Origin of the sequence: Streptomyces sp. NPDC088254 (assembly GCF_044740925.1) — a bacterium.
Classification (GTDB): domain Bacteria; phylum Actinomycetota; class Actinomycetes; order Streptomycetales; family Streptomycetaceae; genus Streptomyces.
Window position 1 is genome coordinate 276,773 of the sequence record NZ_JBIURQ010000008.1, and the last position, 17,662, is coordinate 294,434.

Genomic DNA, 17,662 nt, shown 5'->3' on the forward strand with positions numbered 1-17,662 from the left:
TTGGCCTGAGGTCCCCTGCGTAGTCCTGAGTGCCCTTGCGTTCGTCCACCGCTGCGTTCGTCCACCGCCCGTGGGGAGTCGCGTCATGTCCCTGGAATCCACGCCCACCAGCACCGCCGAGGAGGCGGACGACTATCTGCGGCGCCGAGCGCTGCGCCGCGGCAGCGCCGGCTGGGTGCTCCTCACCGGCCTCGGCGTCGCCTACGTCGTCTCCGGCGACTTCTCCGGCTGGAACCTCGGTCTCGCCGAAGGCGGCTTCGGCGGTCTCGCGATCGCCACGGTGCTCATGGGCACCATGTACGCCTGCATGGTGTTCGCCCTCGCCGAACTGTCCGCGATCCTGCCCACGGCCGGCGGCGGTTACGGCTTCGCCCGCCGGGCCCTCGGCCCGTGGGGCGGCTTCCTGACCGGCACGGCCATCCTCATCGAGTACGTCCTCGCCCCGGCCGCCATCGTGATCTTCATCGGCGACTACGTCGAGTCGCTCGGCCTGTTCGGCCTGGAGTCGGGCTGGCCCGTCTACCTCGCCTGCTTCGCGATCTTCATCGGCATCCACCTGTGGGGCGTCGGCGAGGCCCTGCGGTTCAGCTTCGTCGTCACCGGCATCGCGGTCTTCGCCCTCATCGTGTTCGCCCTGGGCGCGCTGCCCGGCTTCGACGCCTCCTCCCTCGACGACATCCCGGTCGACACCTCCGCCTTCGGCGCGAACTCCTGGCTGCCCATGGGACTGCTCGGCATCTGGGCGGCGTTCCCGTTCGGCATGTGGTTCTTCCTCGGCGTGGAGGGCGTGCCGCTCGCCGCCGAGGAGACCAAGGACCCGGCCCGCGCCCTGCCCAAGGCCATCCGCTGGTCGATGGGCGTCCTCGTGGTGCTGGCCGTGGTCACCTTCTTCGCCGCGGCCGGGGCGCGCGGCTCCGACGCCGTCCAGGCGGCCGGCAACCCGCTGGTCGAGGCGCTCCAGCCGGACGGGAAGGCCACGGCGCTCAGCCGCTTCGTGAACTACGCGGGACTGGCCGGCCTGGTCGCCTCGTTCTTCTCGCTGATCTACGCCGGCTCCCGCCAGCTGTTCGCGCTCTCCCGGGCCGGCTACCTGCCCCGCTTCCTGTCGCTGACCAGCGGCCGCAAGGCGCCGTACCTGGGTCTGCTGGTCCCGGGCACGATCGGCTTCGCGCTGGCCGCCGGCACCGGCGACGGCGGCCGGATGCTGAACATCGCCGTCTTCGGCGCCACCATCAGCTACGCGCTGATGTCCCTGTCGCACATCGTGCTGCGCCGCCGCGAACCGGGGCTGGAGCGGCCGTACCGCACCCCGGGCGGGGTGCTGACCTCCTCGGTCGCACTGGTCCTCGCGTGCTCGGCGCTGGTCGCCACGTTCCTCGTCGACGTGACGGCCGCGCTCATCGCGCTGACGGTCTACGCGGTGGCCGCGGCCTACTTCGCGCTCTACAGCCGCAAGCGGCTGGTGGCGAAGGCGCCGGAGGAGGAGTTCGCGGCGCTGGCCGCCGCCGAGGCAGAGTTGACCCGGGACTGAGAGACGAGGGAGTGCGCATGGCAAGGCCGCTGATCGGTGTGAGCACGTACCTGGAGCCCGGCGCCCGCTGGGGCGTCTGGGAGCTGGAGGCGGCCCTGCTGCCGGTCGGGTACCCCCGGCTGGTGCAGGCGTCGGGCGGCCTCGCCGCGATGCTGCCGCCCGACGACCCCGCCCGCGCCGCCGAGGCCGTCGCCCGCCTGGACGGCCTCGTCATCGCGGGCGGACCCGACGTCGACCCGGTGCACTACGGCGCCGAACGCTCCCCCCGCTGCGGCCCGCCCGCGCCACGCCGCGACGCGTGGGAGCTCGCCCTGATCCACGCCGCCCTGGCCGCCGGCACCCCCCTGCTCGGCATCTGCCGCGGCATGCAGCTGCTGAACGTCGCCGCCGGCGGCACCCTCGTCCAGCATCTCGACGGCCACGCCGAGACCGTGGGCGTCTTCGGCGAGCACCCGGTGAAACCGGTCCCCGGCACGCGCTACGCCGCCCTCGTCCCGGAGGAGACGACCGTCCCCACCTTCCATCACCAGGCGGTGGACCGCCTGGGCGCCGACCTGATCCCGTCGGCTCACGCGGCGGACGGCACAGTGGAGGCGGTGGAACTGCCGCCGTCCCGGGGCTGGGTCCTGGGAGTCCAATGGCACCCGGAGATGGCCCAGGACTTGAGGGTGATGCAGGGCCTGATCGAGGCGGCATCCGACACACTCCCCTGAGTCCCCCACCTCACCCGCCCCGCCCCGCCGATCCGACGGGCCTCGGGTTCCTCCCTGTCCCCTCCGCCCGGGCCCGCACTCGCGTTCTGAGTCCGCGGGCCCGGCGCACGCCGAGCGCTCGTCCCTATCCCCGTGTCAGGGACAGCAGTTCGCGTGCCGGCCCCGTGGGGCGGTGGCCTGTGGGCCATACCGCTCGTAGCTCGCGGGCCAGCACCACCGACTCGAGCGGCACACTCACCAGCCGGCGCATCCCCAGCTCCTCCCCCACCGCCAGCTCGCTCAGCACCGCCGGGCCCGCCCCGCTGACCGCCGCGGCCTTCACCGCCGTCGTCGAGGACAGCTCGATCAACGGCCGCGCCAGCCCCCCGAGCGCCGTGTCCAGCACCTGCCGTGTCCCCGACCCCTTCTCCCGCAGGATCAACGGCGTGGACGCCAACTCCCCTGCCGCCAGCGGCCGTCGGCGCCGCGCCCACGGGTGACCGGGGGCGACCACCACGATCAGACGGTCATGGGCGATGACCGCCGAGTCGAGCCCCGACGACACCGTGAGCCCCTCCACGAAGCCCAGGTCGGCCTCCCCCGTGAGCACCCGCTCCGCCACTCCCGCGGAGTTCCCCGCGTGCAGCGACACCTCCGTGTCAGGCCGTTGCGCGCGCAGCGCGAGGAGCCAGCCGGGCAGCAGGTACTCCGCGATGGTCATGCTCGCCGCCACCCTGAGCCGTGAGTCCCGCCGGTCCCGCAGCGCCTGCGCCCCCGCGTCGAAGGCCTCCGCCGCCTCCACGATCCGCCGCGCCCAGTCGGTGACCAGCGCCCCGGCGTCCGTGAGCGTCGACCCGCGCGGCGACCGGTCCACCAGGGCCACCCCGAGCTGCCGTTCCATGGACCGGACCCGGCTGCTCGCGGCCGGCTGGGTGATGCCCAGCTCACGCGCCGCCGCCCCGAGGCTGCCCACCCTGGCCACCGCCAACAGCAGCTCCAGCGCCCCGAGATCGGGAACCCGATGCGCGAGCGACCCCGCGCTCCCGCCCCGCTCGCCGCCCCCCGTCCCGCCGCCCGCACCACTGCTCATAAGCCCAGTTTATGTGCTCATAGGTCCGTCCTCCCTGGTCGCGAACGCCCGGACGAGCGACCGTTCACCGGTGATCACCTCCGTCCGCCACCTCGGCCCGAACTGGTACGCCACGGTCATGGGCACCGCGATCGTCGCGACCGCCGGTGCCTCGCTCCCCCACCCCCTCCCGGGCCTGCGCCCGTTCTGCGCGGCCGTCTGGGCACTGTCCCTCGCCCTGCTGGCCACCCTCCTGGCCGCCCGCTCCCTGCACCGGCGCCACCACCGCGACCAGGTCCGCGCGCACCTTCACGACCCGGCCATCGCCCCCTTCTACGGTTGCCCGGCGATGGCGCTGGTCGCCGTCGGCAGCGGCGCCCTCGCGGTCGGCCGGGACTGGATCGGAACCCCGGCGGCGCTCGCCCTCGACGCCGCACTGTTCACCGCCGGCACGCTCGCCGCACTCACGGTCGCCGTCGCCGTGCCGTACCTGATGGCCGTACGCCACCGGGTGCGGCGGCACGAGGCGACACCGGTGTGGCTGCTTCCGCTGGTGGCGCCGCTGGTACCGGCCGCGTCGGGGCCGGCGCTCGTGCCGCACCTGCCGGCCGGGCCGCCCCGTGCGGCGCTCCTCGTCGTGTGCTGCGCGCTGTTCGCGCTGAGCCTGCCGGCCACGCTCGCCCTGCTGCCGGTCGTCCTCGGCCGGCTGGTCAGCGGCGGACCGCTGCCCCTCGCGCTCACGCCGACCCTGTTCCTCGTCCTCGGGCCGCTCGGCCAGTCCACCACGGCCGTGGGGCAGTTCGCCGACGTCGCGCCCGGGGTGGTGTCCGAGCCGCACGCGCGCATGGCGGCGCCGGCCGCCGTCGGGTACGGGGTGCCCGTGATGGGCCTCGCGCTGCTGTGGCTGTGCCTGGCCGCCGTCCGCGCGGCACGCGCCCGCGGGCAGGGAATGGGTTTCGCGATGACGTGGTGGGCGTTCACCTTCCCCGTCGGCACCTGTGTGACGGGGGCGGCGGCGCTGGCCCGGCACACCGGGCTCGCGGGGTTCGCCACCGCGGCGGCGGGGCTGTACGTCGCGCTGGTCGGCGTGTGGGCCCTCGTCGCCGTGCGCACGGTCGTCGCTCTGGTCAGGGGCGGGCTGCCGGCAGCGCCGAGGCCAGCTCCCGTGGTGCGACGGCGAGCGACGGCCCGTACCACGTCAGGAGCCGTCCGCTGACGAGCGCGCAGGGCAGGCCGGGGAAGGCCTCCGGGCCGTCGCCCGGGGTGAAGCGGTAGGGCTCGTCGGGCAGGACGACCAGGTCGGGGGCGGCCGCCCGCAGCTCCTCCAGGGAGACCTTCGGGTAGCGGTCGGCGTGGGAGGCGTAGAGGTGGTCGACGCCCAGGCGGGCCAGGACGTCCCCGGCGAAGGTGTCCCGGCCCAGGACCATCCACGGGCGGCGCCAGACCGGCACCACGGCACTCCTGCGGGGCGCGCCGGGCTCGACGGCGGCCCACGCCGCCTCGGCCTCGTCCAGCCAGCGCGGACGGGCGCGCGCCCCGCACGCGTGGAGCACCCGGTCCAGTTCGCGGAAGGCCTGCGGCACGTCCCGCACCTCGGTGACCAGCACCTCCACACCGGCGGAGCGCAGTGCGGCGAGGTCGGGTCCGCGGTTCTCCTCCTCGTTGGCGACGACCAGGTCGGGCGCGAGGGCGACGATCTCGTCGACGCGGGGGTTCTTGGTGCCGCCCAGCCGGGGGACGTCGAGGTCCGCCGGGTGCGTGCACCAGTCGGTGGCGCCGGCCAGGACGCCGGGCAGGGAGACGGCGACCGCCTCCGTGAGGGAGGGCACCAGGGAGACGACCCGCACTACCGCTTCCGGTTCCGGACCGCCTCGATGTGCTCGGCGACCGCGACGACGACCACCCGGGTGTCGGCGACGGTCGCCCGCCAGCGGTGGCGGACCCCGCCGGTGAGGTACAGGGTGTCGCCCCGGCCGAGACGGTAGGCGCGGCCCTCCGCCTCGATCTCCACGGCCCCGTCCGCGACATACACCAACTGGTCGTTGCGGTACTGGAACTCGCGGCCGGCCTCATGGCCGCCGGTGTACTCGCTGGCGTGCATCTGGTGGTGGCCGCGCACCAGGGAACGGCTGTGCGGCTCGGGGCCGGGGTCGGTCAGCTCGGCGCGGACGACGTCGACGCTGCAGGCCGGATCGGCGGCGGCGAGGAGTTCGACGGCCGTGGTGCGCAGGGCGTCGGCGACCTTCTCCAGGGAGCTGGTGCTGGGCCGCGCCCGGTCGTTCTCGATCTGGCTGAGGAACGGGACGGACAGGCCGCTGCGCGCGGCCACGACGGCGAGGGTGAGGTCCAGGGACCGGCGTCGTCGCCGGACGGCCGCGCCCACCCGCAGGGGCTGTTCCTTGTGGTCGCCCATGGCCCCGGCTCCCTCCTTCGCCCGTCGCTCCGACTACCCCGTGTGTCCCGGTTCGGACGCACCTCTTCCGATGAGTTCTCTGCACCCTACGCATGTTCGGCAAACCGTTTCACGGGGCTGCCGCATCGGAGCCGCACACCGCCCGGCCCCACCCCTCGGATCACGCCAGTCGATCATCGCGGGCGGGCTGCCGGCGGGGTGCCGTTTCCGCCGTTTTCGTCCTCACCGGTTCAATGCGCGCCGGCCGCCGGGTGTTCCCGGTACGCGCCGGCTCCGACCGGGCTGGTGGGACGGCCGTCGGCGGGGCCGGGCGGGACGGTGAGCCGGGGTGTGGGCCTGGCGCTGCGTGGTTGGCCGGATCCTTGCCGTGAGTGAAGGGACAGACGAAGAGGGGCGGGCCCCGTCGCACGCCTCGTCGCGTGCGTCGGTGCCCGCCCCTCGTCGGGCGGCCGCGGGACTGTCAGGTCACCCCGCCGCCCGGCTCTCGGCGCCCGCGCCGGCCACGGGCGCGAACTTGTCGAGCAGGCCCGGGTTCTTCTTCAGCCAGCCGCGGACGGCGTCCTGCTCCTTGCCCTTGCCCGCGTTCTGGATCTCCGCCTCCAGGCCGGTGAGCTGCTTCTCGGTCATCGAGAAGTTCTCCAGCCACTTGCCGACCTCGGGGTTGTCGGCGGCGAAGCCCTTGCGGGAGAGGGTGTGCACGCCGTCGCCCTTGCCCCAGGCGCCGCGCGGGTCCTTCAGCTTCTTCAGGCCGTACTCGCTGTAGGCCCAGTGCGGCGACCAGAGGGTGACGACGATCGGGGCCTTCTTGGCGTAGGCGCGCTTGAGCTCGGCGAGCATCGCCGGGGTGGATCCGTCGACGACCTTGTAGTCGTCGAGGCCGTACTCGCCCAGAACCTTGTCCTTGAGCATGCCCATCATCCCGGCGCTGGGCTCGATGCCGGTGATCTTGCCGCCGAACCGCTCGGACTTGCCCTTGAGGTCGGCCAGCGAGTTCACGTCCTTCATGTAGGACGGGACGGTCAGCTCCAGGGAGGTGGGGCCGTACCACTGCCCGAGGTCGTCGAGCTGCTTGCCGTACTTCTTCCAGTACTCGGCGTGGGTGGTGGGCAGCCAGGAGTCGGTCTGGAAGTCGATCTGGCCGGTGGCCAGGCCCGTGTAGAGGGGGCCGGCGGCGTACTGGGTGGTCTTGACGTCGAAGCCGCGCTCCTCCAGCAGCTCCTTCCACAGGAACGTGGAGGCGATGCCCTCGTCCCACGGGATGTAGCCGATGGTGATCTCCTTGCCCTTGCCGACGTCGGCGGCGGAGGCCTCGGCGGTGCCGGCCTGCGGGCCGAGGACGCCCATGCCGCCGGCGACGAGCGCGAGCGCGGACACCCCGGCGAGGGCCACGGCCGGGCGGGGGCGGTAGGTCCACACCGTCGTACGGGCCTTGGCGGCGGCGCGCCGGCCGAGCGGGGAGATGCGCGTGCCCAGGGCGCCGGTCATGCGGTCCAGGTAGATGGCGAGGACGACGATGCCGAGGCCCGCCTCGAAGCCGAGGCCGATGTCGAGCTGGCCGATGGCCTCGTTGACGGCGCCGCCGAGGCCGCCGGTGCCGACCATGCCGGCGATGACGACCATGGACAGACCGAGCATGATCACCTGGTTGACGCCCGCCATGATCGTCGGCAGGGCGAGCGGCAGCTGCACCCGCAGCAGGGTGTCGCGGGGCGTCGTGCCGAAGGCCTCGGCGGCCTCGACGAGCTCGGCGTCGACCTGGCGGATGCCGAGTTCGGTCATGCGCACGCCGGGGGCGAGCGCGAAGATCAGGGTGGCGACGACGCCGGCGGGGACGCCCATGCCGAAGAAGAGGATCGCCGGGATCAGCAGCACCATGGACGGCATGGTCTGGAGCAGGTCCAGCACGGGCCGCAAGGTGGCGCTGACCGTCCTGGAGCGGGCGGCCCAGATGCCCAGCGGCACCGAGACGACGAGGGCGATCACGGTGGCGACGAGCACCAGGGACAGGGTGGACATCGCCTCCTCCCACAGGTCGAGGGAGTCGATGAGCGCGAACCCGGCGAAGCCGAGGACGCCCGCGGCCGAGCCGCGCAGCCACCAGGCGAGCACGGCGAGGATGCCCGCGAGCAGCAGCGGCTGCGGGGCGGTGAGCACGGCGTCGAGACCGTCGTACATGCCTTCGACGACGGTCTTGACCGCGTCGAAGAGCCAGGACATGTGGGCGACGAGCCAGTCGACGCCGGAGTCGACCCAGTCGCCGAGGTGGAGCCTAGGCATGGGCGGCCTCCTTGCCGGCGGTGGGCGCGCTGTCGCAGCGGGCCTCGGTGTCCCGTTCGTCGCCGATGAAGGCGACGAGACGCCTGCGCGGGACCACGCCGACGAGGGCGCGCTCCGCGTCGAGCACGGCGACGGGGTGGGGGACGCGGGCGCTGAGCGCGCACAGCTCGGTGAACGGCGTGTCGACGGTGGCGGTGGCGCAGCCGCAGTCGGCCTCGTCGCCGCGGACGTCGGCGTCCATGACGGCGGCGGCGGTCAGCACGCGGGAGCGGTCGACGTCCTGGATGAAGGAGGCGACGTAGTCGTCGGCGGGCCGCACCAGGATGTCCTCGGCGGTGCCGGTCTGCACGATGCGGCCGTCGCGCATGACGGCGATGCGGTCGCCGAGGCGCATGGCCTCGTTGAGGTCGTGGGTGATGAAGACGATCGTCTTCTTCAGCGTCTGCTGGAGCGTGAGCAGCTGGTCCTGCATGTCACGCCGGATCAGCGGGTCCAGCGCGCTGAAGGACTCGTCCATGAGGAGCAGGTCGGCGTCGGTGGCGAGAGCGCGGGCGAGGCCCACGCGCTGCTGCATGCCGCCGGACAGCTCGTCCGGCCAGGAGTTCTCCCAGCCGGCCAGGCCGCACAGCCGCAGCGCCTCGGCGGCGCGTTCCTCGCGCTCTGCGCGCGGGACGCCCTGGACCGCGAGGCCGTAGGCGGCGTTGTCCAGGACGCTGCGGTGCGGGAAGAGCGCGAAGTGCTGGAACACCATGCTGATCTTGTGGGCGCGGACCTCGCGCAGCTCGCGGTCGCCGAGCGCGGTGAGGTCCTGGCCGTCGAACAGGACGCGTCCCGAGGTGGGCTCCAGCAGTCCGTTCAGCATGCGCAGCAGCGTGGACTTGCCGGAGCCGGACAGGCCCATGACGACGAAGATCTGGCCGGGGTCGACGGCGAAGGAGGCGTCGATGACGGCGGCCGTGGCGCCGTCGCCGCGCAGCTCCTCACGGTCGGCTCCGCCGCGGAGCCGTTCGACCGCCTCGTCCTGTCGTCTGCCGAACACCTTGTACAGGTGCTCGGCCTCAAGCCTGGAGGACACACATACCTTCTCGCATAGGGGGCAGGGGGGAGGTGGCGCCGAAGGCCGCCAGGCCCTGCCGGGGCCGGGGCCCCTTGGCGGTCGCGAACGGTTGAACACGCAACCGGCGTCACTCCGAGGCCGCGCCTGCCCTGGCCGAAGCGGTGCAAACGCGCCAGTGGGCCAGTTCACAGGCCCTTCACGGCTGAGACCGACCCCTTCACACCCGGACGGGCACGACGCACGGACCCCTTCAGGCCGTGCCGGGCGGGTGAACGCGGGCGCGTCGGGGCCACGCGCGTGCGGCATGATGCGTGCGTGACCGGACAGCTGATGCTCCTCGACACCGCCTCGCTCTACTTCCGCGCCTACTTCGGCGTCCCCGACTCGGTGAAGGCGCCCGACGGCACGCCGGTGAACGCCGTGCGCGGACTGCTGGACTTCATCGACCGCCTGGTCAAGGACCACCGGCCGAACGAGCTCGTCGCCTGCATGGACGCCGACTGGCGGCCGGCCTGGCGGGTCGGGCTCATCCCCTCCTACAAGGCGCACCGGGTCGCCGAGGAGCACGCGGCCGGCCCGGACGAGGAAGAGGTTCCCGACACGCTCTCCCCGCAGGTCCCGGTCATCGAGGCGGTGCTCGACGCGCTCGGCATCGCGCGCGTGGGGGTGACGGGGTACGAGGCGGACGACGTGATCGGCACGTTCACCGCGCGGGCGACGGGCCCGGTGGACATCGTCACCGGCGACCGCGACCTGTACCAGCTGGTGGACGACGCGCGCGGGGTGCGGGTGCTGTACCCGCTGAAGGGCGTCGGCACGCTCCAGGTGACGGACGAGGCGTGGCTGCGCGAGAAGTATGGGGTCGACGGCCGCGGGTACGCGGATCTCGCGCTGCTGCGCGGCGACCCGAGCGACGGCCTGCCGGGCGTCCCCGGCATCGGCGAGAAGACCGCGGCCAAGCTGCTGGCCGAGTTCGGCGATCTGGCCGGGATCATGGCCGCGGTCGACGACCCGAAGGCCAAGCTCACACCGTCGCAGCGCAAGCGGCTCGACGAGGCACGCGCGTACGTGGCGGTCGCACCGAAGGTGGTGCGGGTCGCCGCGGACGTGGCGCTGCCGGAGGTGGACGTCACGCTGCCGCGCGCGCCGCGGGAGCCGGAGACCCTGGAGGCGCTGGCGCGGCGCTGGGGGCTGGGCGGCTCGCTGCAGCGGCTGCTGACGACGCTGGGCTCGTGAGTGTTGCCGTCACGGGCGGGGATGCTAACTTAGGTAACCCTAACCATATTTTGCAGGGAGGCCGTCATGGCAGAACGCCCGGCACGCAGGCCGCGGAAGCCCCACTCCGCGCAGGTCGTTCGGACCGAACGGCTCACCCCGCACATGCAGCGGGTCGTCCTCGGCGGCGCGGGCCTCGCGGAGTTCGAGCTCGGCGGCTGCACCGACCACTACGTGAAGCTGCTGTTCGGCGCCGAGGGCGTGACCTACCCGGAGCCCTTCGACCTGGAGCGCGTCCGCGCCGAGTTCCCCCGCGAGCAGTGGCCCGTGACCCGGACGTACACCGTGCGCCACTGGGACGCCGAGCACCGCGAGCTGACGGTGGACTTCGTGCTCCACGGCGACGAGGGCCTCGCCGGGCCGTGGGCCGCGCGCGTCCAGCCGGGCGAGACCGTCCGCTTCATGGGCCCCGGCGGCGCCTACGCCCCCGACCCGGCCGCCGACTGGCACCTGCTGGCCGGCGACGAGAGCGCCCTGCCCGCGATCGCCGCCGCCCTGGAGTCCCTCCCGGCCGGTGCCGTCGCCCACGCCTTCATCGAGGTGGCCGGACCCGAGGAGGAGCAGAAGATCGACTCCGACGTGGAGGTCGTCTGGCTGCACCGCGGCGACCGCCCCCTCGGTGAGAAACTCCTCGAAGCCGTCCGCGCCCTGCGCTGGCCCGAGGGCCGCGTGCACGCCTTCGTCCACGGCGAGGCCGCCACAGTCAAGGAGCTGCGCCGGCTCCTGCGGGTCGACCACGCCGTGCCCCGCGACGACCTCTCCATCTCCGGCTACTGGCGTCTCGGCCACAACGAGGACGGCTGGCAGGCCGCCAAACGCGAGTGGAACGCGCGCGTGGAAGCGGAACAGGAGACCACGGCCCCGGCCGCGTGACCCGGCGGCTCAGTCACCTCTCACCCGGGCGTGGAGGTGCATGTCGTGCCAGCCGTCGGGATGCAGGACGGCGCTGCGCTTGGTGCCTTCCAGGGCGAAGCCCGACTTGACGGCTACGCGGCAGGACGCGGTGTTGGCCGTGGCGTGCAGGAGTTCCAGGCGGTTGAAGCCGACGTCGTCGAGCGCCCAGCGGGACAGCGCGACCGTGGCACGTGCCGCGACGCCCCGTCCCCGGGAGTCGGCCGTGGTCCAGTAGGCCGTCTCGGCCACACCGTCGGCCAGGACGATGTCCCGCAGCGCCACCCGCCCGAGCAGTACGTCGCTGTCGGCGTCCACGACGGCCCACTGCGCGTCGCGCTCCTCGCCCCAGGCGCGTGTCCACTCCCCGATCCAGCCGGCGGCCTCCTCCACCGCGTCGCAGGCACGCACGTGCCACTGGTGGATGAGCGGGTCCTGGAAGGCGGCGTGGACGGCGGGCGCGTCCTCGGCCCGCCACGGGCGCAGGACCAGACCGTCGCCGGTGGGGAGCACGGGCTGCGGGATGCGGGCGAGCGTTCCGGCGGGCAGGACGGGACGGGTGAGATACGGCATGATCCGCATCCTGCCGACAGGGCCCCGCCCCCTCCAACGGGATTTCCCGCCGCCCCGCCCGCCGCGCACCGCCGTACCCTTGATCCCGATGAGACGCCGCACCCCTCCCCCGCCCTCGCCCCTGCCGCAGCGTGACGGCGTCGATCCGGTGCGGGTGCGGCTGCCGGGCGGGGACGGCGGACGCTGGGCCACCGTGCGCGAGCACCTGAGCGAACGGTTCGGCCCGGCCCGGGCGGGCTTCGTCGACCAGATGTTCTCCGCGGGCCTGATCGTCGGCGCCGACGGGCGGGCGGTGCCCGCGGACACGGCGTACGCGCCGGGGATGTTCGTGTGGTTCCACCGGGAGACGCCCGTGGAGACACCGGTGCCCTTCCCCGTGGAGATCGTGCACCGCGACGCCCACCTCGTCGTCGCCGACAAGCCGCACTTCCTGGCCACCACCCCGCGCGGCAGCCATGTCACCGAGACGGCGCTGGCGCGGCTGCGCCGCGAGCTGGGCGTCCCCGCGCTCGGCGCCGCCCACCGCCTGGACCGGCTCACCGCCGGACTGGTGCTGTTCACCGTCCGCCCCGACGAACGCGGCGCCTACCAGAGCCTGTTCCGCGACCGGCGCGTCCGCAAGGTGTACGAGGCCGTCGCCCCCTACGACCCGTCGCTCACCCTGCCCGTCACCGTGCGCAGCCGGATCGTCAAGGAACGCGGCACGCTGACCGCCCGCGAGGTGCCGGGCGAGCCCAACGCCGAGAGCCTCGTCGAGCTGATCGAGCACCGGCCCGGCGACGGCCTCGCCCGCTACCGGCTGACGCCCCTGACCGGGCAGACCCATCAACTGCGCGTCCACATGACCTCGTTGGGCGTCCCCCTCCTCGGCGACCCGCTCTACCCCGAGGTGACCGACCCCGTCCCGGCCGGCGACTTCCGCCGCCCGCTGCAACTGCTCGCCCGCGAGCTGGAGTTCACCGACCCGCTCACGGGGGTGGAGCACCGGCTGCGGAGCCGGCGGACGCTGGCCGCCTGGTCGTCGTACGACGACTGGACGGGAGGCGAGCGCGGTCAGTAGCCGCGCCACCAGGCCAGGAACCGGCGCCAGGCGTTAGGGGCTGTCCGGGCAGGCGGGGCGGGGTCCTGGGCGGGTGCAGCAGCCGCGGTCGCGCCCTGCGTCGCCGCGCCTTCCGCGGCTCCGGCTGTCTCGGCGGCCTCCGCCGGGGCGGTGGCCCCTGTCGTGGCCGGCGGAATCATCGGCAGGCTGTCGCGGGGCCGCGGCACCTCGCCGTGCGTCGGCTGGACGATCACGTCCTGCTGCGGCCTCGGCTCGAAGTGGACCGGCAGCCCCACCAGATGCCGTGACGCGATCGACGTCGTCCAGCGCAACTCGCTCTCGTCACAGTCGAGTTGGACGTCCGGCAGGCGTGCCAGCAGCGCGTCGACGCCGACCTCGGCGATGGCACGGCCGATGTCCTGCCCTGGACATTCGTGCGGGCCGCCGCCGAAGGCGAGGTGCGAGCGGTTGCCCTGCATGCTCGCGGACAGGTCGGGCCGCACCCGGGGATCGACGTTGCCCGGCGCCGGCGCGAAGAGAAGGCCGTCGCCCCTGCTGATGCGCTGTCCGCCCAACTCCGTGTCCTGCTTGGCGAAGTAGGCGAACACCGTACTGAACGGCGGTTCGTCCCAGAGGGATTGCTCGACCGCCTCCGGCACCGTCATCTGCCCGCCGCTGAGCCGGGCGAGGAACCGCGGGTCGGTGAGGACCATGCGCAGCGCGTTGGCCAGCAGGTTGACCGTGGCCTCGTAGGCGGCGAACAGCACCAGCCGCAGATGCTCCCTCACCTCGTCGTCGCTCAGCCCCGCCGGATGCTTGACGAGATGGCCGGCGAAGTCCTCCTCCGGCCGGGCCCGCCGCAGGGCGGTGAGCCGCGTGAGCGCCTCCATGACGTAGGCGTGGCTGGCGATCGCCGTCTCGGAGCCCTTGAGCGCGTCACGAGCGGCGTTGACCATCCGGTCGCTGTACTCGTCGGGCATGCCGAGGACGTGGCACATCACGGCCATGGGAAGGTGCTCGACGAACTGGCCGATCAGCTCGGCCCGCCCCTTCTCGCAGAAGTCGTTGACCAGCCGCTGGGAGGAGCGGTTGATGTACCGGCGCAGACTGCGGTCGTCGATGGCCTTCAGCGCCGAGGTGACCGCGCCGCGCAGCCGCTTGTGCTCGTCGCCCTCGGCGTGGGCGCAGATCGGCTGCCACGCGATGTGCGGCATCAGCGGGTGGTCGGGCTTGACCATGCCGTCGAGCAGGGGCGTCCAGGTACGGCTGTCCCGGCTGAACTGCGAGGGGGTGCGCACCATGTGCAGGTTCTCGGCGTGGCCGAGGACCACCCACACCGGCACGTCGTCGTGGAGCAGGGCGGGCGCCACCGGGCCGTGCTTCTCGCGGAGCTCCTCGTAGAGCTCCTTCAGGTCCTGGGCGCCGGGTCCGTACAGCCGCTTCAGCCCTCCCGGGCCGCGCCCGTGCGCGGGGCAGCCGGGGGGCGCGTCGAGGGCCGGACCGGGTCCGGCGTCCGGGGCCAGGTCGGGAGGGCCTGCCGTGGAGGGGTTCTCAGGCGTCACTGGGATCGCTCCGGAAAAGGGGGAATCGAGTCGGGGTCGGGGTCGGGTCGGATGGCCGCGGCAGGGCGCCGCGCGGCTCAGCGGAGACTGCCGCTCAGCTGCAGCGACTGCAGGAAACCCACCAGCGTCGTCAGCACGTCACGGCTGGAGGCCCGACGCCGCACGTCGCACTCCACGATCGGCACGTACGGCGGCAGGTCGAGCGCGACACGCAGGTCCTCCACGGGGTGACGGGGGCCGTCGGGGAAGTTGTTCACGGCGACGACGAAGGGCACGCAGCGCTCCTCCAGCCGCCCCATGACCTCGTAACTGACCTCCAGGCGACGGGTGTCGAGCAGGACGACCGCGCCGAGCGCGCCCTCGAACAGGCCGTCCCACAGGAACCAGAAGCGCTCCTGGCCCGGGGTGCCGAAGAGGTAGAGCACGACCTGGTCGGTGATGCGGATACGGCCGAAGTCCATCGCCACGGTGGTGGCCGTCTTGGAGTCCGAGCCGTAGTCGTCGTCGACGCCGATGCCGGCCTGGGTCATGGTCTCCTCGGTGGTCAGCGGCCTGATCTCGCTGACCGAGCCGACCATGGTCGTCTTGCCGACGCCGAAGCCGCCCACGATGACGATCTTGGCCGCCGCCTGGATGGTGTCCGGCAGACAGTCCTCGGCGCGCGGGCCGGGGATCGCGTCAGAGCCGTTGAAGTCCATGCATCACCGCTTCGAGGAGGGAACGGTCGGGTAGCTGCTGCCGGACGATCGGGTCGCGCGCGTGCACCAGGTCGGCGGCCAGCATCTCGGTGAGGAGCACCGTCACCACGCTGAACGGCAGACCGAGGTAGGCCGACACCTCGGCCACCGCGAGCGGGGCCCGGCACATCCGGAGCACCGCAATCTGCTCCGGGGTCGCGGAGGAGGGCGGTTCGGCCCGCGTCACGATCAGCGTGACCAGGTCGAGGGGCGCGCGTTCGCCGTCGCCGGCCGAGATGGTGTACAGCCGCTCGACGTGCTTGTCCGCCTCGCCGTCGCCCTCCGCCTCTTCCGGCTCCCCGGCGGGCGGTTCGTGCGGCAGCGGTGGCCGCCGGTGGCGTCGCGCAGGCGTCATACGCTGTGCCCGTCACGCCGGGGCGGACTGGTGAGATGGGCGCCGATGCGGACCACGAGGTCGCGCATCATGCCGCTCATCCGGCCGGGCTCGCAGCGCACGTCGGCGAGGACGGCGAGATAGGCGTTGGCGCCGGCGGCCATCAGATAGAAGTAGCCGCCTTCCATCTCGATCACGACGAGGTTCATGTCGCCGTCGGTGGAGGGGATCTCCTGGGAGACGGCGCCCGCCAGGCTCTGCAGGCCGGCGCAGGCGGCGGCGACCCGGTCGGCCGCGTCGGGGTCACCGGCGTAGCGGGCCAGGCGCAGACCGTCGGACGAGAGCACCACGATCATGTGGATGCCCGGGACGCCGCTGTAGAGCTCCTTGAGCATCCAGTCGAAGTTGGCGCGCTGCTGGATCACGTGGGGTCCCCCTCGTCGTCGGCCCGGTTCTCGGCCTTGTCCTCGATCAGGTGCAGGTAGGCGGTCGGATTGCGGGTGAAGTCCGTCGGGTGGACGCCCGGGTTGTCCTTCTTCAGGCCCTCCCAGAAGGCCTCGAACGCCACTCCGGGTTCGGACCGTTTCCGCTCGGACTTCCGTCTGGCCGCCGCCTCCTCCTCGGCGCGGGCCGCCTGCGTCCAGACGTCCGGGGTGCCCTCCCGCTCCAGGCGCTCGGACTCGGCCGCCTCGGCGTAGCGCTGGGTGAGCGGGATCTTCACCTTGCTGCGGCGCTGCGGCAGCCCCTTCTCCGTCCACTCGGTGATCTCGGGGACCTCGTCGTCGGTCAGCGAGACTCCGGCGGGAACGCGGGGGCTGGTGGGACGGCGTTTCTTCGGCGCGCGCTTGGGGCCCTCGACGGCGTCGTACAAGGTCATCTCGGGTACGGCGGTGGCGCCGATGCCGTGCGCGAAACCGGGGGCAGGGTCGGTGGTCATCATCTCGCTCGGCACCATGAGCACCGCGCGGACGCCGCCGTACGCCGACTTGCGCAGCGCCACGTCCAGGTTGAAGGAGGTGCACAGCCGACCGACGACCGCGATGCCCAGGCGCGGGTTCCCGCCCAGCTCCTGGATGTCGACGCCCTCCTTGGCCTTCTCCAGCATCTCCTCGACCCGGGCGCGGGACTCCTCGCTGAGGCTGACGCCGGCGTCCTCGATCTCGATGGCGATGCCGGTCTGCACCTCGACGGCGTTGACGTTCACCTTGCTCTGCGGGGGCGAGTAGCGGGTGGCGTTGTCGAGCAGCTCGGCGAGCGCGTGGATCAGCGGTTCGACGGAGAGGCCCCGGATGTTGACCTTGGCGATGGAGTTCAGCTGGATGCGCCGGTACTCCAGGATCCGGGACATACCGCCGCGCAGCACGCTGTACAGCGGCACCGGCCGGGGCCAGCTGCGGCCGGGCCGGCCGCCGCCGAGCACGCCGATGGAGTCGGCGAGACGGCCGATCATCGCGTTGCCGTGGTCGATGCGCAGCAGGTCGTCGAAGACCTCGGGGTTGCGCCCGTGGTCCTCCTCCATCTCCCGCAGTTCGTCGGCCTGCTGGTGGACGATGGCCTGGACGCGCCGGGCGATGCTGACGAACGAGCGCTGGTTGGACTCGCGCAGCGACTGCTCGTGGTCGACGGCTTCCAATGCCCCCAGCAGCAGGGCCTTCTGCGCCTCGTTGAGGTCGCGGGCGGACGGCTCGGTGTCCTGGAGATGGCGGACCACCTCGACGGGGGAATGCCCGCTGCGCATCCACTTCACCGTCCGGGGCAGGAACTCCCGCGCCATCCGCAGGTTCAGCTCGTCCTGGGCGTAGATCCGCCGCTCCAACCGGTCGACGCGCTGGTCCTGTTCGACGCGCAGTCGCCGAATGCGCCTGCCACGGCGGGCGCATTCGGCGACTGCGGCGGTCACCAGGAGGGTGGCGACGGCTCCGCACACGCCGACGGCGAGCCGCGCCGGGGCCGCGACCAGGGCGACGGCGGCCCCGGTCGCCGCGGCCATGAGTATCACCGGCAGCAACAGCGTTCGGGCGTACGCCGGTTCACGGCGGCCGGGTGGGGACTGAACACTCACCATAGAGGCACCCTCGGTAGGGACATGTCGGAGTCTTCGGAACATTCGGGAACAAGCGCACGATCACCCCTCAACTCGGTGCGCCGCGGGCGAGCCTAGTCCGACCGGATCAACGCCGCGTCACATTCGGCAACCACCTGAAACCGCAAC

At 73.1% G+C, this 17,662-nt stretch carries 17 protein-coding genes; 6 read left to right on the forward strand and 11 right to left on the reverse strand.

The features are described 5' to 3' along the window. The first annotated feature begins 85 nt into the window (after nucleotides 1-85). The gene (eat, locus tag ACIOC0_RS24145; protein WP_402157440.1) at nucleotides 86-1,531 is read left to right on the forward strand and encodes an ethanolamine permease; all 1,446 of its coding nucleotides are present in this window, start codon (nucleotides 86-88) and stop codon (nucleotides 1,529-1,531) included. A gap of 17 nt (nucleotides 1,532-1,548) precedes the next feature. Continuing rightward, entirely contained in the window at nucleotides 1,549-2,244 is a 696-nt protein-coding gene (locus tag ACIOC0_RS24150) for a gamma-glutamyl-gamma-aminobutyrate hydrolase family protein (RefSeq protein WP_402157441.1), read from the forward strand. Nucleotides 2,245-2,368: 124 nt separating this feature from the next. Here ACIOC0_RS24150 and ACIOC0_RS24155 read toward each other — a convergent pair whose 3' ends face one another. Beyond that, nucleotides 2,369-3,313 carry a LysR substrate-binding domain-containing protein gene (locus ACIOC0_RS24155; RefSeq protein ID WP_402157442.1) on the reverse strand — a complete coding sequence of 315 codons (945 nt, stop codon included), beginning with the start codon at nucleotides 3,311-3,313 and terminating at the stop codon, nucleotides 2,369-2,371. Nucleotides 3,314-3,383: 70 nt separating this feature from the next. On the opposite strand from ACIOC0_RS24155, the gene ACIOC0_RS24160 reads away from it, so the two are divergent. After that, the gene (locus ACIOC0_RS24160; RefSeq protein ID WP_402157443.1) at nucleotides 3,384-4,508 is read left to right on the forward strand and encodes a TDT family transporter; all 1,125 of its coding nucleotides are present in this window, start codon (nucleotides 3,384-3,386) and stop codon (nucleotides 4,506-4,508) included. Here the strand turns inward: ACIOC0_RS24160 and ACIOC0_RS24165 are convergent. From ACIOC0_RS24165 to ACIOC0_RS24180, 4 genes are all read right to left on the reverse strand, one after another. Next, entirely contained in the window at nucleotides 4,420-5,139 is a 720-nt protein-coding gene (locus ACIOC0_RS24165) for a helical backbone metal receptor (RefSeq protein ID WP_402157445.1), read from the reverse strand. The two genes, ACIOC0_RS24160 and ACIOC0_RS24165, sit on opposite strands and share 89 nt — an antisense overlap. Continuing rightward, the gene (locus tag ACIOC0_RS24170; RefSeq protein ID WP_402157446.1) at nucleotides 5,139-5,705 is read right to left on the reverse strand and encodes a helix-turn-helix domain-containing protein; all 567 of its coding nucleotides are present in this window, start codon (nucleotides 5,703-5,705) and stop codon (nucleotides 5,139-5,141) included. Before ACIOC0_RS24170 ends, ACIOC0_RS24165 begins: the two co-directional genes overlap by 1 nt. 465 nt (nucleotides 5,706-6,170) lie before the next feature. Next, on the reverse strand, nucleotides 6,171-7,982 hold the full coding sequence (locus ACIOC0_RS24175) for an ABC transporter permease/substrate binding protein (protein ID WP_402157447.1): 1,812 nt from the start codon (nucleotides 7,980-7,982) through the stop codon (nucleotides 6,171-6,173). Next, the gene (locus ACIOC0_RS24180; RefSeq protein WP_402157448.1) at nucleotides 7,975-9,057 is read right to left on the reverse strand and encodes a glycine betaine/L-proline ABC transporter ATP-binding protein; all 1,083 of its coding nucleotides are present in this window, start codon (nucleotides 9,055-9,057) and stop codon (nucleotides 7,975-7,977) included. The genes ACIOC0_RS24175 and ACIOC0_RS24180 overlap by 8 nt, the downstream gene beginning before the upstream one ends. A gap of 312 nt (nucleotides 9,058-9,369) precedes the next feature. On the opposite strand from ACIOC0_RS24180, the gene ACIOC0_RS24185 reads away from it, so the two are divergent. Then, nucleotides 9,370-10,275: a 5'-3' exonuclease H3TH domain-containing protein gene (locus tag ACIOC0_RS24185; protein WP_402157667.1), complete on the forward strand. Its 906-nt coding sequence runs from the start codon at nucleotides 9,370-9,372 to the stop codon at nucleotides 10,273-10,275. A gap of 66 nt (nucleotides 10,276-10,341) precedes the next feature. Beyond that, a complete protein-coding gene (locus ACIOC0_RS24190) occupies nucleotides 10,342-11,187 on the forward strand; it encodes a siderophore-interacting protein (RefSeq protein WP_402157449.1) in 846 nt (281 codons plus the stop codon). A 9-nt stretch (nucleotides 11,188-11,196) separates the two neighbouring features. On the opposite strand, the gene ACIOC0_RS24195 is transcribed toward ACIOC0_RS24190, so the two are convergent. Beyond that, nucleotides 11,197-11,778: a GNAT family N-acetyltransferase gene (locus ACIOC0_RS24195; protein WP_402157451.1), complete on the reverse strand. Its 582-nt coding sequence runs from the start codon at nucleotides 11,776-11,778 to the stop codon at nucleotides 11,197-11,199. 88 nt (nucleotides 11,779-11,866) lie between these two features. Between ACIOC0_RS24195 and ACIOC0_RS24200 the strand changes: the two genes are divergently transcribed. Next, complete coding sequence (locus tag ACIOC0_RS24200) at nucleotides 11,867-12,838, forward strand: RluA family pseudouridine synthase (RefSeq protein WP_402157452.1); 972 nt, start codon at nucleotides 11,867-11,869, stop codon at nucleotides 12,836-12,838. Here the strand turns inward: ACIOC0_RS24200 and ACIOC0_RS24205 are convergent. The 5 genes from ACIOC0_RS24205 to ACIOC0_RS24225 all read right to left on the reverse strand — a co-directional run bounded on the left by ACIOC0_RS24205 (nucleotide 12,832) and on the right by ACIOC0_RS24225 (nucleotide 17,515). Then, a complete protein-coding gene (locus tag ACIOC0_RS24205) occupies nucleotides 12,832-14,379 on the reverse strand; it encodes a cytochrome P450 (RefSeq protein WP_402157453.1) in 1,548 nt (515 codons plus the stop codon). The genes ACIOC0_RS24200 and ACIOC0_RS24205 overlap by 7 nt on opposite strands. A gap of 77 nt (nucleotides 14,380-14,456) precedes the next feature. Next, entirely contained in the window at nucleotides 14,457-15,077 is a 621-nt protein-coding gene (locus tag ACIOC0_RS24210) for an ATP/GTP-binding protein (protein WP_130444255.1), read from the reverse strand. Continuing rightward, the gene (locus ACIOC0_RS24215; RefSeq protein WP_402157455.1) at nucleotides 15,058-15,471 is read right to left on the reverse strand and encodes a DUF742 domain-containing protein; all 414 of its coding nucleotides are present in this window, start codon (nucleotides 15,469-15,471) and stop codon (nucleotides 15,058-15,060) included. The genes ACIOC0_RS24210 and ACIOC0_RS24215 overlap by 20 nt, the downstream gene beginning before the upstream one ends. Continuing rightward, nucleotides 15,468-15,875, reverse strand: a complete 408-nt coding sequence (locus ACIOC0_RS24220; RefSeq protein ID WP_402157456.1) for a roadblock/LC7 domain-containing protein — start codon at nucleotides 15,873-15,875, stop codon at nucleotides 15,468-15,470. Before ACIOC0_RS24220 ends, ACIOC0_RS24215 begins: the two co-directional genes overlap by 4 nt. Beyond that, nucleotides 15,872-17,515 (reverse strand): ATP-binding protein, encoded by a 1,644-nt coding sequence (locus tag ACIOC0_RS24225; protein WP_402157458.1) that lies wholly within the window; start codon nucleotides 17,513-17,515, stop codon nucleotides 15,872-15,874. The genes ACIOC0_RS24220 and ACIOC0_RS24225 overlap by 4 nt, the downstream gene beginning before the upstream one ends. Nucleotides 17,516-17,662: the final 147 nt, after the last annotated feature.